At 69.4% G+C, this 26998-nt stretch carries 24 protein-coding genes; 13 read left to right on the top strand and 11 right to left on the bottom strand.

What is annotated here, in order from left to right; genetic code table 11:
* The first annotated feature begins 30 nt into the window (after window positions 1-30).
* On the top strand, window positions 31-1227 hold the full coding sequence (fabV, locus tag VV867_RS23750; RefSeq protein ID WP_109933186.1) for an enoyl-ACP reductase FabV: 1197 nt from the start codon (window positions 31-33) through the stop codon (window positions 1225-1227).
* Window positions 1228-1284: 57 nt separating this feature from the next.
* Here the strand turns inward: fabV and VV867_RS23745 are convergent, their stop codons facing one another.
* The gene (locus VV867_RS23745; protein WP_328567709.1) at window positions 1285-2235 is read right to left on the bottom strand and encodes an alpha/beta fold hydrolase; all 951 of its coding nucleotides are present in this window, start codon (window positions 2233-2235) and stop codon (window positions 1285-1287) included.
* A 212-nt stretch (window positions 2236-2447) separates the two neighbouring features.
* Between VV867_RS23745 and VV867_RS23740 the strand changes: the two genes are divergently transcribed.
* The 9 genes from VV867_RS23740 to VV867_RS23700 all read left to right on the top strand — a co-directional run bounded on the left by VV867_RS23740 (window position 2448) and on the right by VV867_RS23700 (window position 10449).
* Window positions 2448-3266 carry a substrate-binding periplasmic protein gene (locus VV867_RS23740; protein WP_328567708.1) on the top strand — a complete coding sequence of 273 codons (819 nt, stop codon included), beginning with the start codon at window positions 2448-2450 and terminating at the stop codon, window positions 3264-3266.
* 25 nt (window positions 3267-3291) lie between these two features.
* Window positions 3292-3633, top strand: a complete 342-nt coding sequence (locus VV867_RS23735; protein ID WP_109933184.1) for a DUF4398 domain-containing protein — start codon at window positions 3292-3294, stop codon at window positions 3631-3633.
* Complete coding sequence (locus VV867_RS23730; RefSeq protein WP_109933183.1) at window positions 3630-4442, top strand: OmpA family protein; 813 nt, start codon at window positions 3630-3632, stop codon at window positions 4440-4442. Before VV867_RS23735 ends, VV867_RS23730 begins: the two co-directional genes overlap by 4 nt.
* Before the next feature lie 137 nt (window positions 4443-4579).
* On the top strand, window positions 4580-5215 hold the full coding sequence (locus VV867_RS23725) for a response regulator transcription factor (RefSeq protein WP_109933182.1): 636 nt from the start codon (window positions 4580-4582) through the stop codon (window positions 5213-5215).
* 129 nt (window positions 5216-5344) lie between these two features.
* Window positions 5345-6784: an aminotransferase-like domain-containing protein gene (locus VV867_RS23720; protein ID WP_058071001.1), complete on the top strand. Its 1440-nt coding sequence runs from the start codon at window positions 5345-5347 to the stop codon at window positions 6782-6784.
* Window positions 6785-6927: 143 nt separating this feature from the next.
* On the top strand, window positions 6928-8589 hold the full coding sequence (locus tag VV867_RS23715) for a vWA domain-containing protein (protein WP_328567707.1): 1662 nt from the start codon (window positions 6928-6930) through the stop codon (window positions 8587-8589).
* Window position 8590: 1 nt separating this feature from the next.
* On the top strand, window positions 8591-9175 hold the full coding sequence (locus VV867_RS23710) for an RNA polymerase sigma factor (RefSeq protein ID WP_089391735.1): 585 nt from the start codon (window positions 8591-8593) through the stop codon (window positions 9173-9175).
* A complete protein-coding gene (locus VV867_RS23705; protein WP_109933180.1) occupies window positions 9172-9804 on the top strand; it encodes a hypothetical protein in 633 nt (210 codons plus the stop codon). Before VV867_RS23710 ends, VV867_RS23705 begins: the two co-directional genes overlap by 4 nt.
* A gap of 108 nt (window positions 9805-9912) precedes the next feature.
* Complete coding sequence (locus VV867_RS23700) at window positions 9913-10449, top strand: hypothetical protein (protein ID WP_158546404.1); 537 nt, start codon at window positions 9913-9915, stop codon at window positions 10447-10449.
* Window positions 10450-10755: 306 nt separating this feature from the next.
* Here VV867_RS23700 and VV867_RS23695 read toward each other — a convergent pair whose 3' ends face one another.
* The 8 genes from VV867_RS23695 to VV867_RS23660 form a co-directional block, all read right to left on the bottom strand.
* Window positions 10756-12582: a long-chain-acyl-CoA synthetase gene (locus VV867_RS23695; protein WP_328567706.1), complete on the bottom strand. Its 1827-nt coding sequence runs from the start codon at window positions 12580-12582 to the stop codon at window positions 10756-10758.
* A 205-nt stretch (window positions 12583-12787) separates the two neighbouring features.
* Window positions 12788-13609 (bottom strand): SDR family oxidoreductase, encoded by an 822-nt coding sequence (locus VV867_RS23690; protein WP_328567705.1) that lies wholly within the window; start codon window positions 13607-13609, stop codon window positions 12788-12790.
* Between the two features lie 348 nt (window positions 13610-13957).
* Entirely contained in the window at window positions 13958-15946 is a 1989-nt protein-coding gene (gene atuF, locus VV867_RS23685) for a geranyl-CoA carboxylase subunit apha (protein ID WP_328567704.1), read from the bottom strand.
* A gap of 64 nt (window positions 15947-16010) precedes the next feature.
* A complete protein-coding gene (atuE, locus tag VV867_RS23680; RefSeq protein WP_328567703.1) occupies window positions 16011-16808 on the bottom strand; it encodes an isohexenylglutaconyl-CoA hydratase in 798 nt (265 codons plus the stop codon).
* A 111-nt stretch (window positions 16809-16919) separates the two neighbouring features.
* Entirely contained in the window at window positions 16920-18080 is a 1161-nt protein-coding gene (atuD, locus tag VV867_RS23675) for a citronellyl-CoA dehydrogenase (protein ID WP_328567702.1), read from the bottom strand.
* A 162-nt stretch (window positions 18081-18242) separates the two neighbouring features.
* Window positions 18243-19859, bottom strand: coding sequence for a geranyl-CoA carboxylase subunit beta (gene atuC / locus VV867_RS23670; protein WP_328567701.1), 1617 nt, complete (start codon window positions 19857-19859; stop codon window positions 18243-18245).
* A gap of 3 nt (window positions 19860-19862) precedes the next feature.
* A complete protein-coding gene (locus tag VV867_RS23665) occupies window positions 19863-20738 on the bottom strand; it encodes an SDR family oxidoreductase (protein ID WP_109933172.1) in 876 nt (291 codons plus the stop codon).
* A 104-nt stretch (window positions 20739-20842) separates the two neighbouring features.
* Window positions 20843-22630: an acyclic terpene utilization AtuA family protein gene (locus tag VV867_RS23660; RefSeq protein ID WP_328567700.1), complete on the bottom strand. Its 1788-nt coding sequence runs from the start codon at window positions 22628-22630 to the stop codon at window positions 20843-20845.
* A 222-nt stretch (window positions 22631-22852) separates the two neighbouring features.
* On the opposite strand from VV867_RS23660, the gene VV867_RS23655 reads away from it, so the two are divergent.
* Window positions 22853-23476, top strand: a complete 624-nt coding sequence (locus tag VV867_RS23655) for a TetR/AcrR family transcriptional regulator (RefSeq protein ID WP_208604351.1) — start codon at window positions 22853-22855, stop codon at window positions 23474-23476.
* On the opposite strand, the gene VV867_RS23650 is transcribed toward VV867_RS23655, so the two are convergent.
* Window positions 23477-24241 carry a CPBP family intramembrane glutamic endopeptidase gene (locus tag VV867_RS23650; RefSeq protein ID WP_089391724.1) on the bottom strand — a complete coding sequence of 255 codons (765 nt, stop codon included), beginning with the start codon at window positions 24239-24241 and terminating at the stop codon, window positions 23477-23479. It lies immediately after the preceding gene.
* Window positions 24242-24359: 118 nt separating this feature from the next.
* Window positions 24360-24533, bottom strand: coding sequence for a DUF2897 family protein (locus VV867_RS23645; protein WP_074979780.1), 174 nt, complete (start codon window positions 24531-24533; stop codon window positions 24360-24362).
* 179 nt (window positions 24534-24712) lie between these two features.
* Here VV867_RS23645 and VV867_RS23640 point away from each other — a divergent pair, with 179 nt between their 5' ends.
* The gene (locus VV867_RS23640) at window positions 24713-26014 is read left to right on the top strand and encodes a sensor histidine kinase (RefSeq protein WP_328567699.1); all 1302 of its coding nucleotides are present in this window, start codon (window positions 24713-24715) and stop codon (window positions 26012-26014) included.
* A 1-nt stretch (window position 26015) separates the two neighbouring features.
* A complete protein-coding gene (locus VV867_RS23635; protein ID WP_109933168.1) occupies window positions 26016-26978 on the top strand; it encodes a response regulator in 963 nt (320 codons plus the stop codon).
* The last annotated feature ends 20 nt before the right edge of the window (window positions 26979-26998 follow it).

The raw sequence follows: 26998 nt of genomic DNA, 5'->3' as shown, positions 1-26998 counted from the left end.
TTCTAACGGCACCTGGCAAACGAGGTTTTCATGATCATCAAACCGCGCGTGCGTGGCTTCATCTGCGTCACTACCCATCCGACCGGCTGCGAAGCCAACGTCAAGGAACAGATCGAGTACGTCGAGGCGCATGGCCCCATCGCCAACGGTCCGAAGAAGGTCCTGGTGATCGGCTCGTCCACCGGCTACGGCCTGGCCGCGCGCATCAGCGCCGCCTTCGGCGCCGGCGCCGCCACCCTGGGCGTGTTCTTCGAGCGCCCGGGCAGCGAGACCAAGGCCGGCACCGCCGGCTGGTACAACTCGGCGGCCTTCGAGAAATTCGCCAAGGCCAAGGGCCTGTACGCCCGCAGCATCAACGGCGACGCCTTCTCCGACGAGGTGAAGAAAGTCACCATCGAGACCATCAAGCAGGACCTGGGCAAGGTCGACCTGGTGGTCTACAGCCTGGCCGCCCCGCGCCGTACCCATCCGAAGACCGGCGAAGTCTTCAACTCGGTGCTCAAGCCGGTGGGCAAGGCCGTCAACTTCCGCGGCCTGGACACCGACAAGGAAGTGATCAAGGAAAGCGTGATGGAGCCGGCGACCGCCGAGGAGATCGCCAACACCGTCGCGGTGATGGGCGGCGAAGACTGGCAGATGTGGATGGACGCGCTGCAGGAAGCCGGGGTGCTGGCCGACGGCGTGAAGACCACCGCCTTCACCTACCTGGGCGAAGAGATCACCCACGACCTGTACTGGAACGGCTCCATCGGCGCCGCCAAGAAGGACCTGGACCAGAAGGTCCTGGGCATTCGCGAGAAGCTGGCCGCCAACGGCGGTGACGCCCGCGTGTCGGTGCTCAAGGCGGTGGTCACCCAGGCCAGCTCGGCCATCCCGATGATGCCGCTGTACCTGTCGCTGCTGTTCAAGGTGATGAAGGAGAAGGGCACCCACGAGGGCTGCATCGAGCAGGTCGACGGCCTGTTCCGCGACAGCCTCTACGGCAGCCAGCCGCACCTGGACGCCGACGGCCGCCTGCGCGCCGACTACAAGGAGCTGCAGCCGGACGTGCAGGACAAGGTGAAGGAACTGTGGAACCAGGTGACCAACGAGAACCTGTACCAGCTGACCGACTTCACCGGCTACAAGACCGAGTTCCTGCGCCTGTTCGGCTTCGAGATCGCCGGGGTGGACTACGAGCAGGACGTCAATCCGGACGTGCAGATTCCCGGTCTGATCCAGCTGTAAAAGCTGATCTTCGCTCCAGCAGAACCGGCGCCCAGGCGCCGGTTCTGCATTCCGGCCTCAGCGAGCCGCGGTGCGCTGCGCTTTGGCCTGTTCGAGGAAGTCCAGGTAGTGGCCGGCGGTCTCTTCCGGGCGCTCGATCATCGGCACGTGGCCGCAGTCGCGCAGGATGGCCACGCTGGGATGCTTGAGCAGCGGCTTCATCACCTCGACGCTGGACACGTCCAGCACCCGGTCGCGGTCGCCCCACAGCAGCAGGGTGGGCGCGGTGATCTTCGGCAGCTCCGGCTCCAGCGGGATGTAGCGCTCGCGCAGCTGGCCGAAGATGTAGGCGTTGAGCTGGCTGCGCTGCACGCCGCGTTCGCCCAGGTACAGTTGCAGGCGTTCGGGCATCGGCGGGCGCTGGTAGAAGACGAAGTCCATCAGCCCGGAGAAGTCCTCGGGGCGGCCCAGCACCAGCGGGTTGGGCTGGCCGCCCTGCAGGCGCCGGAACAGTTCGCTCTGCTGCGGCGCGTCGATCCCGGCGTTGTCGAACAGGCCCACGGAGAAGGCCATGTCCGGGTGCCGCGCGGCCATCAGCGCGACTATCTGCCCGCCCATGGAGTTGCCCACCAGGTGCAGGCGGCCGATGCCCAGGGCCTTGGCGAAGTCCACCAGGCGCTCGGCCTGGGTGCCGACGTCGTAGCTGATGGCCCGGGGCTGGCTGCTTTCGCCGAAGCCGGGCAGGTCGGGGATGAGCACGTGGTAGCGGTCGGTCAGGAAGCGGGCGAAGCGCGGCCAGTTGTCCTTGTCGGCGCCGAAGCCGTGGACCAGCAGGACGGTCTCCGCCTCGCGCGGGCCACCCTCGTAGTAGCGGATGTCCAGGCCGTCGACGCGCACGCTCTGCTCGCTCAGGCCGGCGCGGGTGCGTTCGACGAACTGGGCGCTGGCCAGCAGGCTGGAGGGGAGGGCGTAGAGCACGCCGGCGCCGGCGGCCAGCAGCAGGACGAGGGCGAGCAGGACTTTCTTCATCGGTGATCCTTGTGACCGGGGTAGCGGAAATCGAGGGTCGGGAAGGGAACGCGGCGGTTCCCGGCTTGGCGTATCCACCCGAACAGTGACATGCTGCACTGGCGTCCGAATTCGCCTAGTCTGACCCTTTGTTCAGAACTTTTTCTTACAGAAGCTAGCATGCCGTCGTCATACGCACCGCCCTCCCTTTCGCCGGTTCGCGAGGACCGCGCATGATCGGGCGCAGCCGCGCCCTGCTGGCCATGGTCGGCCTGCTGGCGCTGCACGCCCACGCCCAGAGCAGCCAGTGCTCGGTGCTGGTGGCCAGCGGCAACCCGGAGTACCCGCCGTTCCTCTGGCGCGACCCGGCCCAGCCGGAGCGCCTGGTCGGGGCCAGCGCCGAGCTGCTGGAGCAACTGGGCAAGGCCATGGGCGTGAGCATCCGCGTGCGCTACACCGGCTCCTGGGCCCGCGCCCAGGAAGAGGCGCGCCTGGGCCGTGTCGACCTGCTCGCCGGCGCCTTCCTGACGCCCGAGCGCGAGGAGGTGATGGACTACATCCGCCCGGCCTTCCTCAGCACCGACAACGTGGTCTGGGTGCACAAGGGCGAGGGCTTCCCCTACGCCCGCTGGGAAGACCTGCGCGGCCACAAGGGCGGCACCCTGGTGAACAACAGCTTCGGCGCCGCCTTCGACGACTTCGCCGAGGCGCAGCTGACCCTGGAGGAGGTGCCGAGCGTGGCCCAGGCCTTCCAGAAGCTGGCCCTGGGGCGCACCGACTACGTGCTCTACGAGCGCTTCCCCGGCCTGGCCACGGCGGCCCGGCTGGGCCTGCAGCAGCGCCTGCAGCCGCTGGAGCCGCCGATCTCCAGCGAAGGGCTGTACCTGACACTGGCCCACGCCTCGCCCTGCTATGGCCCGGAACTGCGCGGACAACTGCAGGAAAAAATGACAGAATTGGTCGCCGCCGGCGTACCGCAGCGCCTGTTGCAGCGCAACCTGCAGCGCTGGCAGGCCGAGCAAGTGCGGTCCGCCGCTTCTTCCACGCAGTAGAGAAGATTTCGTGAGCAAGCCAAGCATGACCCTCACGGGCCTGTTGCTGTGCGCCCTGGCGGGATGCGCCAACGACCCGCTTCCCAACGAGCAGATGCGCCTGACCGAGCAGGCCCTGGACCAGGCCCGGGCGGTCGGCGCCACGGACGAGGTGGCCGAGTTCAAGCTGGCCGAGGACAAGTACCAGGCCGCCCGCGAGGCCATGGCCGGCGCCGCCAACAAGCGCGCCCGGCAGCTCGCGGAGCAGGCCGAGCTGGATGCGCGCCTGGCCGAGGCCAAGGTGCTGACCGGCAAGAGCGCCGCGCAACTGGCCGAGCAGGGCAAGAGCATCCAGCGCCTGCGCCGCCAGCTGGGGGAGGTGAAATGAGCCTGCGCCCACTGCTGCCGCTCGGCCTGGTGGCCGCCGCCCTGGCCCTGGCGGGCTGCTCCCACGGCCAGCTCGCCGAACAGTCCCTGGAGCGCGCGCGCAGCGAGTTCCAGGCGGTCAGGGACGATACCGGCGTGCTGCACAGCGCGCCGCGCGACGTCATCCGCGCCGGCGAGTCCCTGGCCCGCGCCGAGCGCCTGTCCAGCTACTGGGGCAGCAACGACGACGTGCTGCAATACGCCTACCTCAGCCAGCGCTACAGCGAGATCGCCCGCGAGCGCAGCAACCTGACGCTGAACCAGGAGCGCCTGGCCCGCCAGCAGCTCGACCGCGAGCGCCTGCAGCTGGCCCTGCGCGAGGCCAAGCTGGCCAGCGTGCAGGAGCAGAGCAAGTGGCTGGAGGAGCAGATGGTCAGCCTGGCCACCGACCAGACCGAGCGCGGCCTGGTGCTGACCCTGGGCGACGTGCTGTTCGACAGCGGCGAGTCCGACCTCAAGCCGGCCGCCAACCGCACCGTGCTCAAGCTGGTGCAGTTCCTCCAGCTCAACCCGCGGCGGGTGATCCGCATCGAAGGCTACACCGACAACCAGGGCGACGAGCAGGAGAACCAGCAACTGTCCCGGGACCGCGCCCAGGCGGTGGCCGACGTGCTCACCGACCTCGGTGTCGACGCCAGGCGCATCCAGGTGCAGGGCTTCGGCGAGGCCTACCCGGTGGCGGACAACGCCTCCTCCCTGGGCCGTGCGCAGAACCGCCGCGTGGAAATCGTCTTCTCCGACGACAAGGGCCAGCTCGGCGCCCAGCGCTGAGCCCCCGGCGCCGGGCGGACAGGCCCGGCGCTGCTAACCTGCTGGCAGGCCATCTCGAAAATTTTCGAGGCCGACCTTGGCGAAAATAGGGCCATGGGACCACCCCGCACCGGGGCGTCCGCCAGCAGGAACCGCACATGCCATTGAAACAGGAAACCCTCAAGGTCCTGGTCGCCGATGCCCAGCCGCTGACCGGCTGGGGGCTGCAGCACTACCTGGCCGAGCACTGCCGGGCCGAGGTGCTGGACTGGGTGAACGACACCGACTCGCTGCTGCAGCGGCTCGAACAGCACCCCGAGACCGACCTGCTGATCCTCGAGATGGCGCTGCCCGGCTCCCGTGGCCGCGATGGCGTGCACATGATCGAGTGGCTGCAGCGCAACCACCCGCGGCTGAAGGTGCTGGTCTACTCGGTGATGGGCGCGCCGCTGATGGCCCGGGCCACGATCAAGTGCGGGGCCAGCGCCTACATCTGCAAACGCAGCCCGCTGGGCGCCCTGGACGAGGCCCTGGAGCGCATCCGCCAGGGGCAGACCTACATCGACCCCAACCTGCGCCCGCAGCGCCACACCGGGCGGCCGCTGAGCCCCACGGAGATCGACATCCTGCGCCGGCTGTCCCATGGCGCCACCGTCGGCGAGATCGCCGAGCGCACCAACCGCAGCGTCTCCACCATCAGCACCCACAAGCGCAACGCCATGCAGAAGCTGGGCGTGACCAACGACGCGCAACTGGTGATCGCCGGCATGCTGGACTGGCTCGGCGAACTCTGAGGCGCTCTGGCGCGCGGGCTGCGCCGACCATCGGCGGCGGGCTGTATCGGCATGTTTCCCTGCTACTGTTCTGGAACAGTTTTGAGTTTTTGGCTACTGTTTCGGTCCAATGCCCGAGGGATCGCCGCCATGAGCAATCTGCTTCTGTACCAACGTATCGCCCAGCAACTCGCCGAGGACATCCGCCGCGGCGTCTACCAGCCGGGCGAGCGCGTGCCCTCGGTGCGCAAGCTGAGCACCCAGCTCAACGTCAGCCACGCCACCGTGCTGCAGGCCTACGCCACCCTGGAGGACCAGGGGTTGATCCGCGCGCGCCCGCAGTCCGGCTTCTACGTGCACCACACCCCGGCGCTGACCGCCTCGACCCCGGACATCGCGCGGGTCGAGCGCCCCGGCCTGGTCACCCGCAGCAGCATCATCAACCAGGTGCTCGCCGAGGCCCGCCGCGAGGGCGTGTTCCCCCTGGGCGCGGCGGTGCCGCACGTGGACTATCTGCCGGTGCGCGCTCTGCACCAGCAATTGGCCAAGGTCACCCGCTTCTCCAGCCCGCGGGCCTTCAGCTACATGTTCAGCCCCGGCTACGAGCCGCTGCGCCGCCAGGTGGCGATCCGCATGCGCGACGCCGGCGTGGTGGTCGACCCCAGCCAGGTGACCATCACCCACGGCTGCGTGGACGCCATCCACATGGCGCTGCGGGTGATGACCCGCCCCGGCGACCTGATCGCCACCGAATCGCCGAGCTACTACGGCCTGCTGCAACTGGCCGACATCCTCGGCCTGAAGGTCATCGAGATCCCCAGCGACCCGCTCACCGGCATCAGCCTGGAGGCCCTGCAACTGGCCGCCAACCAATGGCCGATCAAGGCCCTGGTGCTGACCGCGCGGCTGTCCAACCCGCTGGGCGGGACCATCCCCGAGGAGCGCCAGAAGCAACTGCTCAAGCTCACCGCCGAGCACAACATCGGGGTGATCGAGGACGACATCTACGGCGAGCTGATGTTCGACGAGGGCCAGACCAAGTCACTCAAGGCCCACGACCGCGAGGGCCGGGTGGTGTACTGCTCGAGCTTCTCCAAGACCATCTCGCCGGGGGTGCGCATCGGCTGGATCATCGCCGAGCGCTACCAGGAGGAAATCCGCCGCCTGCAGACCTTCACCACGCACTCGGCGTGCACGGTGACGCAGATGGGCGTGGCCGCGTACCTGGAGAACGGCGGCTACGACCGCCACCTGCGCTACATCCGCCAGGAGTACCGCAAGAACATGACCGCCTACCAGCTGGCGGTGCAGCAGTACTTCCCCGAAGGCACGCAGATGACCCGGCCCAAGGGCGGCTTCATCCTCTGGGTCAGCCTGCCGGCCAAGGTGAACACCAAGGAACTGCACGTGCGGGCGCTGGAGCAGGGCATCAGCATCGCCCCGGGGCTGATCTTCAGCAACACCGAGCAGTTCAACAACTGCCTGCGCCTGACCTGCGGCATCCCGTGGAACCGCGAGGCGGAGCGGGCGATCATGACCCTCGGCATGCTGGCCTGCCAGCTGTGCCAGGAGGAGCAGATCGCTGCCTGACGCGTTTCCGCCGGGGAGCACCCCTGTAGGAGCGCGCCCTGCGCGCGAATCGCGGGCAGGGCCCGCTCCTACAAAAAGCGGTTTAACCCGTTTTGGCTGACGGCCTCGTCTGAGGGTCTGACTCCTTCACCGAGGCCGCCGCCATGTCCCTTCCCGCTTCCGCCTTCCGTCCCGTCGCCATCGGCCTGCTGCTGGCCGTGGGCGGTTGTGGCCAGTCCACCCCGCAACAGGCCGCCCAGCCTTCGATGACGAAACAGGCGCCGCTCGCCGACCTGGCCACCAAGAGCGAAGCCCGCCGCGCCGCGCCGGCTGCCGCGCCCATGCTGGAAAGCTACGCGCTGCCAGTGGCGCCCGAGCCGCTGCCGGCGGGCTACCGCGACCAGGACCGCGAGCAGTACCAGAAGCTGGCGCAGAACCCGGTGCACAGCGTCGCCGAGGCTCCGGTCTCGACCTTCAGCATCGACGTGGACACCGGCAGCTACGCCAACGTCCGCCGCCTGCTCAACGAGGGCCGCCTGCCGCCCCAGGGCGCGGTGCGCCTGGAAGAGATGCTCAACTACTTCCCCTACGCCTATGCGCCGCCGGCCGACGACAGCCCCTTCGGCATCACCACCGAGCTGGCGCCTTCGCCGTGGAACCCGCACACCCGCCTGCTGCGCATCGGCATCAAGGCCGCCGAGCGTGGCGTGGCGCAACTGCCGCCGGCCAACCTGGTGTTCCTGGTGGACGTCTCCGGCTCCATGGACCGCCGCGAGGGCCTACCGCTGGTGAAGGGCACCCTCAAGCTGCTGGTGGACCAGCTGCGGCCGCAGGACAAGGTGTCGCTGGTGGTCTACGCCGGCGATTCGCGGGTGGTGCTGGAGCCCACCCCGGGCAAGGACAAGGCGAAGATCCGCGCCGCCATCGACCAGCTCCAGGCCGGCGGCTCCACCGCTGGTGCTGCGGGCATCGAGCTGGCCTACCGCATGGCGCAGCAAGGTTTCATCGACAAGGGCATCAACCGCATCCTGCTGGCCACCGATGGCGACTTCAACGTCGGCGTCAGCGACTTCGACAGCCTCAAGGCGATGGCTGCCGAGAAGCGCCGCAGCGGGGTGTCGCTGACCACCCTGGGCTTCGGCGTGGACAACTACAACGAGCGGCTGATGGAACAGCTGGCCGACGCCGGCGACGGCAACTACGCCTACATCGACAACCTGCGCGAGGCGCGCAAGGTGCTGGTCGAACAGCTCAGCTCGACCCTCGCGGTACTGGCGAAGAACGTCAAGCTCCAGCTTGAGTTCAACCCCGCGCAGGTCAGCGAGTACCGCCTGCTGGGCTACGAGAACCGCGCGCTGAAGCGCGAGGACTTCAATAACGACCAGGTCGACGCCGGCGAGATCGGCGCCGGGCATACCGTCACCGCGCTCTACGAGATCGTCCCAAAAGGGCAGAAGGGCTGGCTCGAGCCGCTGCGCTACCAGGCCGAGGCCAGGCCCGCCGGCAAGGGCGACGAACTGGCCTGGCTGCGGGTGCGCTGGCAGGCCCCGGAGGGCGGCCCCAGCCGCCTGGTCGAGCGCCCCATCGCCAGCAGCGGCGCCGGCGACCTGGCCTATGCCAGCGATGACCTGCGCTTCGCCGCGGCGGTGGCGGCCTTCGCCCAGCAGCTCGACGGCGCGCGCTACACCGGCGGCTTCGACATGAGCGATACTCTGGCCCTGGCCAGGAGCGCGCGCGGCGAGGACCCGTTCGGCCTGCGCGGCGAGTTCCTGCAGCTCGTCGAACTGGCGCGCAGCCTGCAAACCCCTTTGGCACGGAACCCCTGACTTGACCACGGACGAAGACGACGCCGCGCTGCTGCGGCGTTACCGCAAGGGCGATGCCGAGGCCTTCGCCACGCTCTACGCGCGCCACCGCCTGGGCCTCTACCGCTTCCTCTGCGGCCTGGGCGGCGACGCCGCGCAGGCCGAGGAAGCGTTCCAGGAAACCTGGCTGAGCCTGATCCGCAGCGACAGCGAGCCCCAGGGCCGGGCCAGCTTCCGCACCTGGCTGTACCAGATCGCCCGCAACCGGCTGATCGACCACTGGCGGCGCAACGGCCGGCGCCAGGCGCAGCACGAGGCCTTCGACGAGCAACTGCACGGCGAGGCGCTGCCCGGCGAGGCCGAGGACCCGCTGCGGCAGCTGAGCCTGAGCCGCGACCGCGAGCGCCTGCAGCAGGCCCTGCAGGCGCTGCCGGGCGAGCAGCGCGAGGTGTTCCTGCTGCGCGCCCATGGCGACCTGGAGTTGCAGGAGATCGCCGAACTGACCCGCACGCCCGCCGAGACGGTGAAGAGCCGCCTGCGCTATGCGTTGCAGAAACTGCGCCGGTTGCTTGCCGACCCGGCGGCGACCCAGGAGGTGTCCCCATGAATCGCCACCCGCAGCGGCCGGACGCCGAGGAGGCCGAATTGCTCGAGCATTTCCGCCGGCACGGCGGCGAGCAGCCGTCGGCGCAACTGGACGCCCGCATCCTGGCCGCGGCCCGCGCCGCCGTGCAGCCGCGCGCGAATGCCTGGCAGCGCCTGGGCCGCTGGCTGTTCGGCCGGCCGCAGCGCTGGTCGGTGGCCCTGGCCGGGGTGGCGACCCTCGGCATCGGCGTCAGCCTGGCCTTGCGTACCTTCGAGGAGGCGCCGCGTTTCGATGCCGCCGCGCCGGCCGTGGCCCCGGCGCCCAAGGCCGAATCCATGGCCCGCTCCGCCCGGCAGGCCGCCCCGGCGCTGTACTCGGCGCCTGCCGTCCCCGCCGCGGCGCCGGCTCCGCAGCTGGAGCAGCGCAAGCAGATGGCGGAAAGCGCGGTGGCCGCCGACGAAGCCGCGCCCATGGCCAAGCGCAGCGCCGAGCCGGCCGCGCTGGAGCCGGAGGCCAGCCTGCGGCAACTGGTCGAGCTGCGCCGACAGGGCGACCAGGCGGCCGCGACGGCCCTGCGCGAGGACCTGCAGCGGCGCTACCCGCGGCTGGACATCGACGCCGAACTGCGGCGCCTGGAGGCCCGGCCTTGAGCGCCTGAGCGCGTTTGTCGGAATTTTTTTCGGCTTTGTCCGAGGCTCTTGTCTTACAGATCAACTAAGGCGAGGATGGCGCGCCCCTGGCCATTTGCCCGCTCCGTGATGTTGCAACGCATCCTTCTGCTGACCCTCCTGCCGCTGTTGCTGACCGCCTGCGGCGATGCCGACAAGGCGCCGCCGGCCAAGGCCCAGGCACCCACGGCGGCGCCTGCCGCCACGGCGCAGAAGGCCCCGGCGCCCGAACCCGCGCTGGCGCCCGCCGCCAGCGTCGTGAAGGCGCCGGCCAAGCCGGCCACGCCCAAGGCGGAACTGGGCAAGCCCATGGCCCCCGAGCGCCTGCCGGTGGCCGATGCGAAGCCGAAGAAGGCCCCCGAACCCAGCGTGAACAAGCCGCTGCCGCCCACCAAGCTCGACCTGCGCCTGCCCAGGGACGTGCTGCACGGCATGGAGCCGGGCAACGCCCTGCGCGAGAACCTGGACAAGCCGCTGCTGCCACCGCTGTTCGAGGAGAAGGAGAGCCCGTTCCAGGTCGGCGGCCGGCTGATCCAGCGCGAACGCGGCGAGCGCACCGATCCCGGCGACGACAGCTGGCATTCGGATATTCGCGGGGCGGAGTTGCAGTTTCAGTTTCGGAATTGAGTTGGGGGTTTTCGTAGGCGCGAGCTATCCGGTGATTCCTCTGCCAGGTCCACCTCTGTTCCCTCTCCCTAACCCTCTCCCTGAAGGGAGAGGGGACCGTTGGGCAGAGGCTGATAGTTCGGCGTTAGCCGGCTAGCACAGTGATTACCGGCTGAAACCATTTCCCCTCTCGGCACGGACAGACTCCCTCTCCCTTCAGGGCGGGGCGCGCAGCCGAGGGCTGGGGAGAGGGGACGGCCTCAACCGATGTGCCGAAGCCGCCGGGTAGCGCCATTCGCGAGCAAGCTCGCTCCTACGAAAAACCTGTCAGAACCGATGTTCCCCGCGCTGGATAGCCCCGAACACCCCCTCATCCAGCGGCCGGTAATCCACCTCGCCCGGCAACCGCACGAACAGCGCCTCGCCAACCTGCCGCGGATCGAAGGCGGCGTTCTTCAGGTCGGCCTTCTTGTACTTGAAGGTGCCCGTGGTCTCCACCTGCTGCAGCAGGCGCAGGAACAGCGGCACGGCGTAGGCCGGCAGTTCGCGGTCGAGGTGTTCGGCCAGGGCCTTGCCGTCCACTGCCTGGCCGGGCGCCAGGCGCAGCGCGGCCATGCCGCAGCGGCCGTCGGTGCCGGGGATCTCCACGCCGTAGACCACCGCATCCTCCACGCCGGGGAAGGCGCCGAGGACGTTCTCCACCTCGGTGGTGGAGACGTTCTCGCCCTTCCAGCGGAAGGTGTCGCCCAGGCGGTCGACGAACTGGGTGTGCTTGAAGCCCAGGTCGCGCATCAGGTCGCCAGTGTTGAACCAGGCGTCGCCCTTCTTGAACACGTCGCGGTAGATCACCGCCTGGGTCTTGGCCGGGTCGGTGTAGCCGTCGAACGGCCACTTGTCGCTGATCTCGCTGATCAGCAGGCCCGACTCGCCCTTGCCGACCTTCTCCATGAAGCCCTTGGCGTCGCGCAGCGGGCGGTCGTTCTCCAGGTCGTAGCGGACGATGGCGTAGGTGGCCGGGGAGAAGCCCACCGTATTGTCGAAGTTGAACACGTTGGTGAAGCCGATGTTGCCTTCGCTGGCGGCGTAGAACTCGGTGATCCGCTCGATGCCGAAGCGCGCCTTGAACTCGCCCCAGATCGACGGGCGCAGGCCGTTGCCGATCATGCAGGTCAGGCTGTTGTCGCGCTCTTCCTCGCACGCCGGCTGGTTGAGCAGGTAGCGGCACAGTTCGCCGATGTAGCCGAAGCAGGTGGCATTGTAATGGCGCACGTCCTTCCAGAACGCCTTGGCCGAGAACCTGCGGCGCAGGGCGATGGCCGCGCCGCCGGCCAGCACCGCGCTCCAGCACACGGTGACGGCGTTGTTGTGGTAGCAGGGCAGGGTCAGGTAGAGCACGTCGTCGCGGGACAGGCCCAGGCCGGAGTGGCCGAAGCCGCCATAGGCCTTGATCCAGCGCCCGTGGCTCATGATCGAGGCCTTGGGCAGGCCGGTGGTGCCGGAGGTGTAGATGAAGAAGCAGGCGTCCTTCAGGCGTACCTGGGCGGTTTCCGCCAGGTTGTCGGAGCCCTGGGCCTGGGCCAGGCGCATCAGGTTGGCCCAGCCGCCGGGGGCCTGGCCGGGGTCGCGCAGGGTGTCGTCGTCGGCCACCCAGTACAGGCGCTCGGCGCCGCCCTGCAGGCTGGCACGTACTTCGTCGAAGGCTTCGCGCAGTTCCTCGCCGACCACGAAATGGCCGGGGCTGACCAGGTTCAGGCTGTGGGCCAGCACCTGGCCGCGCTGGGTGGTGTTGATCAGCGCGCCCACGGCGCCGAGCTTGGCCAGGGCGGCGAGGATGACCAGCAGTTCGGCGCGGTTCTCCAGCATCACCGCGACCACGCTGCCGTGCTTCACGCCCTCGGCCTGGAAGCTGCGCGCCAGGCGGTTGGCCCAACCGTTGAACAGCGCGTAGGACAGCCGCCGCTGGCCTTCCAGCAGCGCCGGGGCGTCCGGGTACAGGCGCGCCGCGCGCTCCAGGGCCCAGCCAAGGGACAGGTTCTTCTCGCGGTTGCGGATGCCGGTGTAGTAGAGCCCGCGCAGCATGCGCGGCACGCGCCCGAGGGTGGCGGGCAGGTGGGCGATGAAGCGGGTGGGGGTGATCAGATCGGCATGGCTCATTGACGCTGCCCTTGTTGTCGTTGTTGTCCGTGGCGTGTGCACGCCCGCCCGACTCTAGGCCGCCAGCGGCCCGCGGGCTATGACTCTGGCGCGCGCGGCGCCGGGCAGTTGGGCAAATGGGCGGCAGGCTGCAGGCTATAGGCTGCAGGCAAAAGCCAAGAGCGAGCTGCTCTGGCCTGTAGCCTGCCGCCTGAAGCCTGCCGCCTCAATCCAGAAACAGATCGGGCACCAGCGGCCCGCCCTGGGGGTCGTAGCGGTACTGTTCGAAGTCGCTCACGCCCTGTTCGCGCAGGATGTCTTCGTCTATCAGCAGGCGACCGCTGATGCTGCGGCCGCCGCTGGCGAGGATGGCGTGGGCGGCGTCGGCCATGATCGCCGGGGTGCGGGCGCGCTTGAAGGCGTCGCGGCTGCCCAGTTCGAACTCGATGGCGGCGGTGGCGATCATGGTCTTCGGCCACAGGGCGTTGACGCTGATGCCGTACTTTTTGAACTCCTCGTGCATGCCGAGGGTGAGCATGCTCATGCCGTACTTGGTGACGGTGTAGGGGCCGTGCTGGGCGAACCATTTCCCGGCCAGGTTCAGCGGCGGCGACAGGCTGAGGATGTGGCCCTGGCTCTGCTTCAGGTAGGGCAGGGCGGCCTGGCTGCAGACCATCACCGCGCGGGTGTTGATCTGGTACATCAGGTCGAAGCGCTTGGGCTCCAGGCGTTCCACGCCCACCAGCTTGATGGCGCCGGCGTTGTTGACCAGCGCATCGATGCCGCCGAAGTGCTCGGCGGCGCGGGCCATGGCCTCGCGCACGGCGTTCTCGTCGCGCACGTCCAGTTGCAAGGCCAGGGCCTTGCCGCCGGCGGCCTCGACTTCCGCGGCGACGCTGAAGATGGTGCCGGCCAGTTTCGGATGGGGTTCGGCGCTCTTGGCGGCGATCACGACGTTGGCGCCGTCGCGCGCGGCGCGCAGGGCGATCTCGCGGCCGATGCCGCGGCTGGCGCCGGTGATGAAGAGGGTCTTGGCGTTCAGGGACATGCTTGGCTCCGTGTTCTTGTTGTGTTCGGACTACAGCTGTAGGAGCGAGCTTGCTCGCGAATGGGGTTTCCCGGCGGTTCTGGTGCTGGGCCTGAAGAGCGCCCTCTCCCTAACCCTCTCCCTGAAGGGAGAGGGGACCGTTGGGCAGATGCTGATAGTTCGGCGTTAGCCGGCTAGCGCAGTGATTACCGACTGAAACCATACCTTCTCTCGGCACGGACAAGCTCCCTCTCCCTTCAGGGCGGGGCGCGCAGCCGAGGGCTGGGGAGAGGGTACTGAGTCCATCGAAAACACTGTAGCTACCGGGATACTCCATTCGCGAGCAAGCTCGCTCCTACGAAAAACGTTTCAGGCCTCCTCGGCCTCGACCTCCACCAGCAACTGGCGGCTCTTGACCTGTTCGCCCTTGCTCACCTGGATGCGGCGGATAATGCCGTCGACCCCGGCCTTGAGCGGATGTTCCATCTTCATCGCCTCCAGCACGAGCAACAGCTGGCCCTTGCTGACCCGCGCGCCCTCGCTGACCAGCACGTCGACGATGGCGCCGTCCATCGGCGCCTTGACCGTGCCGGAGGCCGCGCCGCCCTGGGCGCCGGCGGGCTCGTGGGTGACGTCGCGCAGTTCCAGGTTGCCGCCCGTGCCATACAGCCAGACGCGTTCGCCCTGGCGGTGGTGGGCGATGCGCCGGCGGATGCCGTTGATCTCCGCCACCACCCAGCGCGCGTCCATGGCGATCAGCCACAGCGCCACCACCGAGTCGCCGATGCAGGCCAGCAGCCTGGGCTGCGTACCGGGCTCCAGCACCTCCAGCTCCACCGCGTGCTTCTGCTCGCCGTCGTGCAACTGGTAGCGCCAGGGCTCGTTGCCGGCGTTGCGCCAGCCGGCCAGGCCGCCCTGGTGCGCGCGGGCGCTGGCCGAGGCCTGGTAGAGCAGGGCGGCGGCCAGGGCCAGTTCGCCGGGTTGCGGCGCTTGCGGGCGCAGGCTCGGGTCGTTGGCGAAGTGCTCGCCGATGAACGCGGTGGTGGCGTTGCCGGCGGCGAACTCCGGGTGTTTGAGCAGGTTGGCGAGGAAGCGCTGGTTGGCCTTCACGCCCAGCAGCACGCAGTCCTCCACGGCGCGCACCAGCTTGCGCCGGGCCTCGTCGCGGGTGGCGCCGTAGGCGATCACCTTGGCCAGCATGGGGTCGTAGAAGGGCGTCACCGCCCGGCCCTCCACCAGGCCGTGGTCGATGCGGATGCCGTCCTGCACCTGCGGTTCCCAGCGCAGCACCTCGCCGGTCTGCGGCAGGAAGCCGTTGCCGGCGTCCTCGGCGTACAGGCGCACCTCGATGGCGTGGCCGCGCAGCGCGATGTCTTCCTGCTTCAGCGGCAGCGGCTGGCCTTCGGCCACGCGGATCTGCCAGGCCACCAGGTCCTGGCCGGTGACCAGTTCGGTGACCGGGTGCTCGACCTGCAGGCGGGTGTTCATTTCCAGGAAGTAGAAGGCGCCGCTGGCGTCCAGCAGGAACTCCACGGTGCCGGCGCCGACGTAGTTCACCCGCGCCGCCGCCTTCACCGCCGCCTCGCCCATGGCCTGGCGCAGCCCGGGGGTGAGCACCGGGCAGGGCGCTTCCTCGATGACCTTCTGGTGGCGGCGCTGCACCGAGCAGTCGCGCTCGCCGAGGTGGACCAGGTTGCCGTGATGGTCGCCGAACACCTGGATTTCCACGTGGCGCGGGCGGATCACCGCCTTCTCCAGGATCAGTTCGTCGCTGCCGAAGGCGTTCAGCGCTTCCGAGCGCGCGGTGCGCAGTTGCGCGGCCAGCTCGTCGGCCGCCTGCACCAGGCGCATGCCGCGGCCGCCGCCGCCGGCGCTGGCCTTGATCATCAGCGGGTAGCCGATGCGCCCGGCCTCGCGGGCCAGGCTCGCGTCGTCCTGCTCGGCGCCCTCGTAGCCGGGGATGCAGGGCACGCCGGCTTCGAGCATGGCCAGCTTGGACAGGCGCTTGCTGCCCATCAGGTGGATGGCCTCGACGCTCGGGCCGATGAAGACGATGCCGGCGGCCTCGCAGGCGCGGGCGAACTCGGCGTTCTCCGAGAGGAAGCCGTAGCCGGGGTGCACCGCGTCGGCGCCGGTGCGCCGCGCGGCATCGAGGATGGCCGCGGCCTTCAGGTAGGACTGGCCGACCGGCGCCGGACCGATGCACAGGGCCTCGTCGGCCAGTTGCACGTGGCGCGCCTCGGCGTCGGCCTCGCTGTACACCGCCACCGTGCGGTAGCCCAGGGCCTGGGCGGTGCGGATCACCCGGCAGGCGATCTCGCCACGGTTGGCGATGAGGATCTTGTCGAAGCTGGGCATGCTGGTTTCCCTCTCCCCAACCCTCTCCCTGAAGGGAGAGGGGGCTGTCTGCTGCGGCCGGCGGCTACTGCGCCCACTGCGGTTTGCGTTTCTGCACGAAGGCCATGGTGCCTTCGGCGCCTTCCGCGCCGGTCACGGCGGCGGCGAACTGTCTTGCGGCGTCGTCCAGCAGCGGGCCCAGGGCCTGGGTCTCGGTGGCCAGCAGCAGCGCCTTGGTCTGCGCGTTGGCGCCGGGGGCGCAGCGGCGCACCTGTTCCAGGCATTGCGCCAGGCGCTGGCCGAGGGCGTCGGTGTCGGCCTCGCTGAAGTGCACCAGGCCCAGGCGCAGCGCCTCGCGGCCGTCGAAGCGGGCGGCGGTGAGCGCCAGGCGGCGGGCCTGGGTCAGGCCGATGCGCTTGACCACGAAGGGCGCGATCTGCGCCGGCAGCACGCCGAGGCTGGTTTCCGGCAGGCCGAACTGGGCGCTGTCGGCGGCGAGGGCGATGTCCGACACGCAGGCCAGGCCGAAGCCGCCGCCGAGCACCGCGCCTTCCAGCACCGCCACCAGCACCTGCGGCTGTGCCTGGGCTTCCTCCAGCAGGGCGCCGAAGGCGCGGTTCAGCGCAGCGTAGGCATCGGGCCCGGCGGCGCGGGCGCCGGCCATGTCCTTGATGTCGCCACCGGCACAGAAGTGCCCGCCGGCGCCGCGCAGGACGATGGCGCGCACCTCGCGGTCATCGCGCACGGCGGCCAGCACCGCGCGCAGTTCCCCGACCATGGCCAGGCTCATGGCGTTGCGACTGTCCGGGCGGTCGAGGGTGACGTGCAGCACGCCGCCATCGCGCTCCAGCAGCAGGGTTTCGCAGTTCGGCAATTCGCTCATGCCGGATTCCTCGTCTATTCGTCGTCTTTTCGTAGGAGCGAGCTTGCTCGCGAACGCTTCCGCTGCGGGGCTGGTTCGCGAGCAAGCTCGCTCCTACAAAGGCAACAGCTCTTAGCCCTTTTTCTTGCCCGGCAGAGTACCCATCAGCTTGCAGATGATGCCGAGCATGATCTCGTCGGCACCGCCGCCGATGGACACCAGGCGGGTGTCGCGGTAGGCGCGGGAGACCGGGTTCTCCCACATGAAGCCCTGGCCGCCCCAGTACTGCAGGCAGGCGTCGGTGACCTCGCGGGCCAGGCGGCCGACCTTGAGCTTGGCCATGGAGGCCAGGCGGGTGACGTCCTTGCCGCGGATGTACTGCTCGGTGGCCTGGTAGGTGAGGGCGCGCAGGCACTCGATCTCGGTCATCAGCTCGGCCATGCGGAAGTGGATGACCTGGTTGTCGATCAGCGCCTGGCCGAAGGTCTTGCGCTGCTTGCAGTAGTCGATGGTGGCGTTGACGCAGTACTCCAGGCCCTTGATCCCGCTGGCGGCGCCGAACAGGCGTTCTTCCTGGAACTGCAGCATCTGCATCATGAAGCCCGCGCCCTCGGCGCCGATGCGGTAGCGCTGCGGCACGCGCACGTCGTCGAAGAACACCTGGGCGGTCTCCGAGCTGCGCATGCCGAGCTTGTCCAGGTGCGGGCTGACGCTGATGCCCTTGCTCTTCATCGGCACCATGATCAGCGACTTGTTGACGTGGGGCTTGTCGTCGGAGGTGTTGGCCAGCAGGCAGATGAAGTCGGCCGAGGGCGAGTTGGTGATCCACATCTTGCTGCCGTTGATCACGTAGTCGTCGCCGTCCTTGCGCGCGGTGGTCTTCAGCCCCGCCACGTCGGAGCCGGCGCCGACCTCGGAGACGCCGATGCAGCCGACCATCTCGCCGGCGATGGCCGGGCGCAGGAATTCCTCGCGCAGCTCGTCGGAGCCGAAGCGGGCGAGGGCCGGGGTGCACATGTCGGTCTGCACGCCGATGGACATGGGCACGCCGCCGCAGTGGATGGTGCCGAACTCCTCGGCGGCGACCACCGAGTAGCTGTAGTCCAGGCCCATGCCGCCGAACTTCTCCGGCTTGGAGATGCCCAGCAGGCCCAGCGCGCCGGCCTTTTTGAACACTTCATGGATGGGGAAGCGGCCGTCCTTCTCCCACTGGTCGACGTAGGGGTTGATCTCCTTGTCGACGAAGTTGCGGACGGTGCGGCGGAGTTCTTCGTGTTCCTGGGTGAAGAGCATTTGTTGTTTTCCTCCTGAGCCTTGGGTGTTCACTTCCCCTTTCCCTCTCCCAACCCTCTCCCTGAAAGGAGAGGGGGCTGTTCGGAGCGGGCGGGAAGTTCGCTTTACGCCGGATCGCTTTGGCGCCCTCTCCCGCAAGCGGGAGAGGGAGCCCCTATCAGGTCAGAACCTCGCTACCCCGAAACTGTTGCCCTTCAGCGGTCGCGCTGCCGCCTCCGCGCAGATGTCCAGCAGGTAGCCCAGCAGCCGGCGGCTGTCGCGCGGGTCGATCAACCCGTCGTCCCACAGGCTGGCGGTGCCGTACAGTGCGGTGGACTGGGCGTCGAGCTTCTGCGCGGTCATCTGTTCGAGCATGTCGAGCATCTTCGCGTCGGCCTGCTTGCCCTCCTTGGCGTGCTTTTCCTCGGTGACAATGCGCAGCACCTTGCCGGCCTGGGCGCCGCCCATGACCGCGGTGCGGCTGTTGGGCCAGGCGAAGATGAAGCGCGGGTCCAGGCCGCGGCCGCACATGGCGTAGTTGCCGGCGCCGTAGGAACCGCCGACCACCAGGGTGAGCTTGGGCACGGTGGCGTTGGCCACCGCCTGGATCATCTTCGAGCCATGCTTGATCACCCCCAGGCGCTCGGACTCGGTGCCGACCATGAAGCCGGTGGTGTTGTGCAGGAACAGGATGGGCGTGTTGCTCTGCTCGCACAGCTGGATGAACTGCGCCGCCTTGGCCGCGCCCTGCGGGGTGATGGGGCCGTTGTTGCCGATCAGGCCGCAGGCGTGGCCCTCGATGTGCAGGTGGCCGCACACCGTCTGGGCGTCGAATTCGTTCTTGAAGTCGAGGAAGCGCGAACCGTCGGCGATGCGCGCGACGATCTCGCGCACGTCGTAGGGCTTCCTGGCGTCGGCCGGGACCACGCCCAGCAGTTCCTCGGCCGGGTACAGCGGCTCGTCCCAGTGCCGCGCCGCGCGGGCCGGCAGCTGGGCGTTCCACGGCAGTGCGGCGAGGATCTCGCGAGCCAGGCGCACGCCGTCGGCGTCGTTCTCCGCCAGGTACTCGGCGGTGCCGGCGACCTGGGCGTGCAGTTCGGCGCCGCCCAGTTCCTCGTCGGTGGCTATTTCGCCGGTGGCGGCCTTGAGCAGCGGCGGGCCGGCGAGGAACATCTTGGCCTTGCCGCGCACCACCACCACGTAGTCCGACAACCCCGGCTGGTAGGCGCCGCCGGCGGTGCTGGAGCCGTGCACGACCGTGACCTGCGGGATGCCGGCGGCCGACAGCCGCGCCTGGTTGGCGAAGCCGCGGGCGCCCTCGACGAAGATGTCCGCCGCGTAGTTGAGGTTGGCGCCGCCGCTCTCGGTCAGGGCGATGAGCGGCAGCTTGTTCTCCAGCGCCACCTGCTGCAGGCGCAGGGTCTTCTTCAGCCCGGTGGGGGAGATGGTGCCGCCCTTGATCGCGCTGTTGCTGGCGCTGACCAGGCAGCGCACCCCGGCGACGTAGCCGATGCCGGAGATGATGCCGCCGCCGGCCTGGGTGCCGTCCTTGTCGTCGTGCAGCTTGTAGCCGGCCAGGGAGCAGAGTTCGAGGAAGGGCGCGCCGGGGTCGAGCAGCAGGTTCAGGCGCTCGCGCGGCAGCAGCTGGCCGCGCTTGTCGAACTTCGGCCTGGCCTCGGCGGCCTTGTCCAGCACCTGCTGCTCCAGGTCGCGGAAGCTGGCCACGGCGGCCAGCATGGCCTGGCGGTTGCGGGCGAAGTCCTCGCCCTGGGTGTCGATTTCCGACTGGATCACCGGCATGGCTTACTCCTGGTCCTTCAGCACGTCGGGCAGGTAGGCGCGGTGGAAGCCGTTGTAGGAACGGCTCTGCCCCGGCTTGCCCTTGGCCAGCGGGAAGGCGCGGCTGCCCTGGCTGGCGGCGCCGTCGATGCGGATGGTGTTGCCGCTGATGAAGGCGGCGCCGGGGGAGAGCAGGAAGACGATGGCCGAGGCCACTTCCGATTCGGTGCCGATGCGCTTGAGCGGCACGTGTTCGCGCAGGGTCGGGATCACCGCCTTGAAGGCGCCCTCGTAGGTGTCCATGCCGCTGGAGGCGATCCAGCCCGGCGCCACGGCGTTGACCCGCACCCCGGCGTGACCCCACTCCACGGCGGCGGTCTTGGTGAAGTTCTCCATGCCCGCGCGGGCGGCGCCGGAGTGGCCCATGCCGGGCATGCCGCCCCACATGTCGGCGAGCATGTTGACGATGCCGCCGCCGGTCTTGCTCATGCTCTGGTTGAACACCTCGCGGGCCATGAGGAAGCCGCCCACCAGGTTGGTGCGCACCACCGCCTCGAAGCCCTTGAGGTTGATCGAGGCGAGCGGCGCGGGGTACTGGCCGCCGGCGTTGTTGACCAGGTGGTGGATCGGCCCGCGCTCGGCGAGCACCTGCGCCACCAGCGCCTTCACCGCCTCCTCGTCGCGGATGTCGCAGCTGTGCCAGCTGGCGCTGCCGCCGTCCTCGGCGATCTCGCCGGCGGTCTTCTCCAGCTTCTCGGCCTTGCGCCCGACCAGCACCACGTGGGCGCCCAGGGCCGCCAGTTCATGGGCGGTGCAACGGCCGATGCCGCTGCCGCCACCGGTGACGATTGCAGTCTGGCCGGCGAACAGGCCGGGCTTGAAGATCGAGTCGTATGCCATGGGTTTGGCTGCCTTCCACGTTCATGTAGGGCGAATGAAGCGGAACGCTTCATCCGCCGTTGCCGGGTGGCGGATAACGCCTGCGGCGTTATGCGCCCTACGTTTCAAAGCGAATCGGCGATGTGCTGCGGCACCGCCACCGGGAATTCCAGCAGTTGCTGGGCGAAGGCCTTGCCCTGCGGGTCGATGCGCAGGCTGGCCACGCCGCCGCCGCCCAGGGCGTGCTCCAGCAGGAAGTTCAGGCTGTGCGTGCCGGGCAGGTACCAGCGGCTGGCGCGGCCCAGCTGCGGGTCCAGCACGTGCTGCATCCACTCGGCCACCGCGCCTTCGCTCAGGGCCTCGGCGATCCACGGCAGGTATTCGGGCTGGCGCGCCATCACGCCGATGTTGCTGTGGTCGCCCTTGTCGCCGGAGCGCGCCACCGCCAGCTTCACCAGCGCCACGCTGGCCGTGGCCTGGCCGCTGGCGGCGGGGGCCTGCGCGGCTTCGGCCAGGTTCGCCGGGTCGAAGTGTTCCAGTTGCGGCAGGGCCACGGCGTGGCTGGCCTCGCCAATGTGCACCGCCAGTTGGCAGCGGGCCTGGTCCACCAGGAAGGAGAACAGGCGGATCACCGGGTACACCGTGGGCCGCCCGCCGACGATGCCGGTCAGGCCCGGGGCCATGCCGGTGGCGGCCTGGGCGATCTCGCGGGAGAACAGCGCCAGCGCCTCCTTGCGGGCGTGGCGCACGGCGAGCTTCACGACGATCTCGCGGCTGTCCTGGCGCCGGCCGTGGGGGCCATAGGTGGCCTCGCTGCCCAGCAGCTCGATGCTGGTTTCGCGGTAGGGGCCCCAGCCGCGTTCGGCGAACATCTCCTCGGTCCTGGCGATGATCGCCCGGCTCACCCGCTCGGCCTTCTTCACCGCGTCGATGCCGGCGATCAGGCAACTGGCGGTGCAGCGGAAGCCGTCGGGGTAGGTGGCGCTGACCTTGTACTGGCCGGTGGGCGGCAGGCCGCGGGCGCCGCTGACGGCGACGCGGTCGGGGCCGGCCTGTTGCAGGCGCACCCGGGTGAAGTCGCAGACCACGTCCGGCAGCAGGTAGGCGCGCGGGTCGCCGATCTCGTAGAGCACCTGCTCGCCGACGCTGAGCGGCGTGACCAGGCCGCCCGTGCCCTGCGGCTTGGTGACGACGAAGTCGCCGCTGGCCTGCACTTCGACGATGGGGAAGCCGATGTGCTCGTAGTCCGGCACGCTTTCCCAGTCGGTGAAGTTGCCGCCGGTGCACTGCGCGCCGCATTCGATGATGTGCCCGGCCAGGGCGGCCTGGGCCAGCCTGTCGAAGTCGTTCCAGGCCCAGCCGAACTCGTGCACCAGGGCGGCGCTGACCACCGCGCTGTCCACCACGCGGCCGGTGATCACGATGTCCGCGCCCCGGGCCAGCGCCTCGACTATGCCGGGCGCGCCCAGGTAGGCGTTCATCGACACGCACAGGGGCGGCAGCGGGGCGCCGCTGAACATTTCCACGGCGCCGGCCTTGGCCAGTTCGCTGGCCTGGGGCAGCAGGTTGTCGCCTTCCAGCACGGCGATCTTCAGGTTCACCCCGGCTTTCTCGCAGGCGGCCTGCAACGCCCTGGCACAGGCCTGCGGGTTGACCCCGCCGGCATTGCTGATGACGCGGATGCGCTTGCCGGCGATCTCCCCCAGCAGCGGCGCCAGCACCTCGACGAAGTCGGTGGCGTAGCCCGCCTCGGGGTTCTTCAGGCGCGCCCCGGCCATGATCGACAGGGTGATTTCGGCCAGGTAGTCGAACACCAGGTAGTCCAGCTCCGCGCCCTTCACCAACTGGGCGGCGGCGCTGCAGGTGTCGCCCCAGAAAGCCGAGGCGCAGCCGATGCGTACGGTCTTGGTCATTGTTCTGCCCGTAACGGTCGAGAGATGTTCCGACATTACCAAGCAAGCGCTTGGTTGAAAAGAGGGCGTAACCGCCAGGCAACCCAACCAAGTGATGGCCAAGCGCTTGCTTGGTTGCCCTCGCAGGCATACATTTCACCTGTATGCACAAGTACTTGCGTGGCGATCATGAAATCGCCCTGAACAGCGGTGGCCGGATGGCGGACGAGGGGAGAGCAGAGCGTGGATGACCAGAAAGCGCGCGAAGTGATGCTGGAGCTGGTGGCGAACGGGCAGGTGACGGACCCGGAGAGCGCCCGCGGCAAGCTGCTGCAGACCGCCGCCCACCTGTTCCGCGCCAAGGGCTACGAGCGCACCACGGTGCGCGACCTGGCCGGCGCCGTGGGCATCCAGTCCGGCAGCATCTTCCACCACTTCAAGAGCAAGGACGAGATCCTGCGCTCGGTGATGGAGGAAACCATCCTCTACAACACCGCGCTGATGCGCGCCGCCCTGGCCGACGCCGAGGACCTGCGCGAGCGCCTGCTGGCGCTGATCCGCTGCGAGCTGCAATCGATCATGGGCGGCACCGGCGAGGCCATGGCGGTGCTGGTCTACGAATGGCGCTCGCTGTCGCCGGAGGGCCAGGCCTACATCCTCGGCCTGCGCGACATCTACGAGCAGATGTGGCTGGACGTGCTCGGCGAGGCGCGCGCCGCCGGCTTCTGCGAGGGCGACCCGTTCATCCTGCGGCGTTTCCTCACCGGCGCGCTGTCCTGGACCATGACCTGGTTCCGCCAGGACGGCAGCATGACCCTCGACGACCTGGCCGAGCAGGCCCTGCTGCTGGTCTACAAGGCCGCCTGATCAGCCCAGGCCCAGGTGCAGCGGGTAGCTCAGCAGCAACAGGTGCACGCTGTTGACCACCCCGTGCAGCAGGATGGGCACCAGCATGCGCCCGCTGAAGTGCAGCGCCAGGCCGTAGCCGAGCCCGGCGATGCCGGCCACCACGGCGAACTGGCCGCTGAAGGGCAGGTGCGCCAGGCCGAACAGCAGGCTGGCGAGGAGGATCCCGGCGGGCGCGCCCAGGCGCTCCACCAGCGAGGTCTGCAGCAGGCCGCGGAAGATCAGTTCCTCGGTCAGGGCGATCACCGCGAAATTCACCAGCAGCCAGATCCACAGGCCGTCCGGCCATTTCGGCCGCCACACCACCAGGCCCGAGGCGGTCGCCAGCAGCGGCACGGCGAACAGGGTGGCGACCACGGCGATGCCGGCATAGTCCGGCGAAGCGCCCGCCAGGGGCGGGCGGCGCAGCCACCAGGCCAGCAGGGTGACGCCCACCAGCGCCTTGTCCCAGGACAGGCGCAGCGCGTAGGCCGGTGCGTCGGCGGAAAGTTGCCGCGGCGGCCACAGCGTCCACGACTGGGTGCCGGGCAGCAGGTGCGCGGCGAGGGCGAAGCTCGCCAGCAGGCACAGCGGCCACCAGAGCAGCCAGGGCAGGCGCTGTTCGCCATAGAGTGTCCAGGCGACGAAGACCGCGCCTATCAATAGCCCCAGGGGTTGGACGAATCCGAGGGCGAAACCGCCGAGCAGGAGCAACCCTGGCAGCAGCGGGAGTAGCTTCCTGAGCATCGTGTCCTCCATCCACCGGCCGCAGTCTAGGCAATTCGCCCAGCCTGATCCATGCCCGCGGCGGGGAATGGCGGAAATGCCCCCGGGCGCGGGGGCTGTCGGCAACGGCTACCGGCGCTCAGCGCTTGTCGTCGCGGGCGTCCTGGGCGTCCATCTCGGCATTGCGCTGGTGGATGCGCTTGAGCTGTTCCTCGGTCAGCGGCAGCTTGCGGGCGCTGTCGCGCAGCAGCAACAGGCCGCCGAGGATGGAGCCCAGGGCGAGGACGATGATCAACCAGGCGTACCAGGGCATGGTGTTCTCCTTGGGGATGCAGGCTTCCACCATAACCCCGCGCGGTCGGCTTGTCAGTGAGCGTGCTTGTTGCCGGCGTATGACGCCGAGGTGAAGGATGTGTGGCGCGCGACCGCTGTCACATGATGGCAATCTGGACCTGATTGACTGGCGTGCATTTCAGCCAGCGGAGTCCGCCGATGACCACCAGCGCCCTGCACGAACTGCTGCGAGCCGTGGAGCCGCTGCAGGCGCAGATGAGCTTAAGCGACGTCGCCGACCGCCTGCTCACCGCCGAGCACCGCGCCTTCCTCTCGCTGCCGGTGGTGGACGGGCAGGGCCGCCCGCTGGGGCTGATCAGCCGCTACACGCTGCAGGACATCTTCATGCAGCGCTTCGGCCGCGACCTCTGGGGCCGCCGCCCGGTCAGCGAGATGATGAACGCCAGCCCGCTGCGGGTGGACATCGAGTGGAGCCTGGAGCAGGCGGCGCAGCAGGTCACCGCCCAGCTCAGGTACCCCATCACCGAGGACTTCATCCTGGTCGACGGCGCGGGCGCCTACCTGGGCCTGGGCACCGTGCTCGACCTGCTCAAGGCCATGGAGGCGCGTATCGCCCAGCGCAACCGCGTGCTGCACAAGGCCCTGGTCGATCTCAGGGAGTCCCAGGCGCAACTGGTGCAGTCGGAGAAGATGGCCTCCCTGGGCCAGATGGTCGCCGGTGTCGCCCACGAGCTGAACACCCCGCTGGGCTACGTGCGCAACAACCTCGAGCTGATCCGCGAGCAACTCCTGCCGCTGCTGCAGCTGGCCGAGAGCCAGGCCGAACTGGTGGACTGCCTGGGCGATGCGGCCTGCGACGAGGCGCGCCTGGCCCGGGCCCTGCAGGCCGCCGGGCGGGTGCGCGGGGAAGCCGCCCTGGAGCCGTTGCTGGGGGACCTCGACCAGTTGTTCGGCGACACCACCTACGGCCTGGCGCAGATCGGCGAGCTGGTCGGCGGGCTCAAGGACTTCGCCCGCCTGGACCGCGCCATGAGCGAGGAGGTGGACCTCAACGAGTGCGTGAAGAGTGCGCTGCTGATCGCCCGCAACAGCATCAAGGACAAGGCCGAGATCATCCGCCAGTTCGGCGAGCTGCCGCGCATCGCCTGCGCGCCCTCGCAGATCAACCAGGTGCTGCTCAACCTGTTCACCAATGCCGCCCAGGCCATGGACGGCTACGGCCACATCCATGTCAGGACCTGGGCCGACGAGGCAGCGGTGTACGTCTCGGTGCAGGACAACGGCAAGGGCATGCCCGCCGAGGTGATGGCGCGCATCTTCGACCCCTTCTTCACCACCAAGCCGCCGGGCCAGGGCACCGGCCTGGGCCTGTCGATCAGCTACAAGATCGTCCAGGACCACGGCGGCAGCATCCGCGTCGCCTCCGAGCCGGGGCGCGGCACACGATTCCTCATCCGCCTGCCACGCGCGCAGGCCAGCGACCTGAAACGGAGTGCCTGACATGACCCAGCCGCTCAAGGCCCTGCCGCAGTCCGGCCAGGCCCGGCCCACCGGCCTGACCCGCATCCTCTTCGTCGACGACGAGGAACGTATCCTGCGCAGCCTGGCCATGCAGTTCCGCCGGCACTACGAGGTGCTCACCGAGAGCGACCCGCGGCGCGCCCTGGAACGCCTGCGCAGCGAGCCGGTGCAGATCCTCGTCAGCGACCAGCGCATGCCGCAGATGAGCGGCGCCGAGCTGCTGGCCCGGGCCCGCGAGATCGCCCCGGACTGCCTGCGCATCCTGCTCACCGGCTACTCCGACCTGGACGCGGCGGTGGAGGCGCTGAACGACGGCGGCATCTTCCGCTACCTGACCAAGCCCTGGGACCCGCAGGAAATGGCCTTCACCCTGCGCCAGGCGGCGGAGATCGCCGGGCGCCAGGCGGGCGCCGCGCCCGACCTGCAGGCCATCAGCCGGCTGGCCGCGCCGCTCAACGTGCTGCTGCTGGACGACGACGCCGACGCCCTGGCCTGCGTCGGCGACTTCTGCGCCGCCGGCAACCACCAGCTGCACCGCGCGCGCAACCTGGCCGAGGCGCTGCTGCGGCTCAACGCCGAGCCCATCGACATCCTGGTCAGCGACCTGAAGCTCGCCGGCGAGGACACCGCGCCGCTGCTCAAGTCCCTGGCCCAGGCCCACCCGCGCCTGCTCAGCCTGGTGGTCACGCCGTTCCGCGATACCCAGGACCTGCTGGCGCTGATCAACCAGGCGCAGATCTTCCGCTACCTGCCCAAGCCGATCCGCCGCGGCCTGTTCGAGAAGGGCCTGAAGGCCGCCGCCGAGCAGGCCCAGCTGTGGCGCAGCCAACCGCAACTGGCGGTGCCGCGCCAGGCCGAGGCGCCGCGCGAGGAACGCGAGCGGGAGAAGGTCGGCAGCCTGCTGGGCATGCTCGGCCGCCTGCGCGAGCGCCTGAGCGTGTGAGGCGGGCAGCGCGTCGCCGG

Origin of the sequence: Pseudomonas sp. JH-2, assembly GCF_036231725.1 — a bacterium.
Taxonomy (GTDB): domain Bacteria; phylum Pseudomonadota; class Gammaproteobacteria; order Pseudomonadales; family Pseudomonadaceae; genus Pseudomonas; species Pseudomonas delhiensis.
Note: the sequence above shows the minus strand (reverse complement) of the source record. Positions and strands in the feature narration are given on the sequence as shown.

Bases quoted from the DNA above. Each gene is read 5' to 3' on its own strand.
- VV867_RS23695 (WP_328567706.1), bottom strand. From the start codon at position 12,582: ATGAGCCATGCCGATCTGATCACCCCCACCCGCTTCATCGCCCACCTG.
- VV867_RS23725 (WP_109933182.1), top strand. From the start codon at position 4,580: ATGCCATTGAAACAGGAAACCCTCAAGGTCCTGGTCGCCGATGCCCAG.
- atuC (WP_328567701.1), bottom strand. From the start codon at position 19,859: ATGCCGGTGATCCAGTCGGAAATCGACACCCAGGGCGAGGACTTCGCC.
- VV867_RS23690 (WP_328567705.1), bottom strand. From the start codon at position 13,609: ATGTCCCTGAACGCCAAGACCCTCTTCATCACCGGCGCCAGCCGCGGC.
- VV867_RS23700 (WP_158546404.1), top strand. From the start codon at position 9,913: ATGTTGCAACGCATCCTTCTGCTGACCCTCCTGCCGCTGTTGCTGACC.
- VV867_RS23650 (WP_089391724.1), bottom strand. From the start codon at position 24,241: ATGCTCAGGAAGCTACTCCCGCTGCTGCCAGGGTTGCTCCTGCTCGGC.
- VV867_RS23740 (WP_328567708.1), top strand. From the start codon at position 2,448: ATGATCGGGCGCAGCCGCGCCCTGCTGGCCATGGTCGGCCTGCTGGCG.
- atuF (WP_328567704.1), bottom strand. From the start codon at position 15,946: ATGCCCAGCTTCGACAAGATCCTCATCGCCAACCGTGGCGAGATCGCC.
- VV867_RS23705 (WP_109933180.1), top strand. From the start codon at position 9,172: ATGAATCGCCACCCGCAGCGGCCGGACGCCGAGGAGGCCGAATTGCTC.
- VV867_RS23645 (WP_074979780.1), bottom strand. From the start codon at position 24,533: ATGCCCTGGTACGCCTGGTTGATCATCGTCCTCGCCCTGGGCTCCATC.
- fabV (WP_109933186.1), top strand. From the start codon at position 31: ATGATCATCAAACCGCGCGTGCGTGGCTTCATCTGCGTCACTACCCAT.
- VV867_RS23745 (WP_328567709.1), bottom strand. From the start codon at position 2,235: ATGAAGAAAGTCCTGCTCGCCCTCGTCCTGCTGCTGGCCGCCGGCGCC.
- VV867_RS23660 (WP_328567700.1), bottom strand. From the start codon at position 22,630: ATGACCAAGACCGTACGCATCGGCTGCGCCTCGGCTTTCTGGGGCGAC.
- VV867_RS23730 (WP_109933183.1), top strand. From the start codon at position 3,630: ATGAGCCTGCGCCCACTGCTGCCGCTCGGCCTGGTGGCCGCCGCCCTG.
- VV867_RS23735 (WP_109933184.1), top strand. From the start codon at position 3,292: ATGACCCTCACGGGCCTGTTGCTGTGCGCCCTGGCGGGATGCGCCAAC.
- atuD (WP_328567702.1), bottom strand. From the start codon at position 18,080: ATGCTCTTCACCCAGGAACACGAAGAACTCCGCCGCACCGTCCGCAAC.
- VV867_RS23640 (WP_328567699.1), top strand. From the start codon at position 24,713: ATGACCACCAGCGCCCTGCACGAACTGCTGCGAGCCGTGGAGCCGCTG.
- VV867_RS23665 (WP_109933172.1), bottom strand. From the start codon at position 20,738: ATGGCATACGACTCGATCTTCAAGCCCGGCCTGTTCGCCGGCCAGACT.
- VV867_RS23635 (WP_109933168.1), top strand. From the start codon at position 26,016: ATGACCCAGCCGCTCAAGGCCCTGCCGCAGTCCGGCCAGGCCCGGCCC.
- VV867_RS23720 (WP_058071001.1), top strand. From the start codon at position 5,345: ATGAGCAATCTGCTTCTGTACCAACGTATCGCCCAGCAACTCGCCGAG.
- VV867_RS23715 (WP_328567707.1), top strand. From the start codon at position 6,928: ATGTCCCTTCCCGCTTCCGCCTTCCGTCCCGTCGCCATCGGCCTGCTG.
- atuE (WP_328567703.1), bottom strand. From the start codon at position 16,808: ATGAGCGAATTGCCGAACTGCGAAACCCTGCTGCTGGAGCGCGATGGC.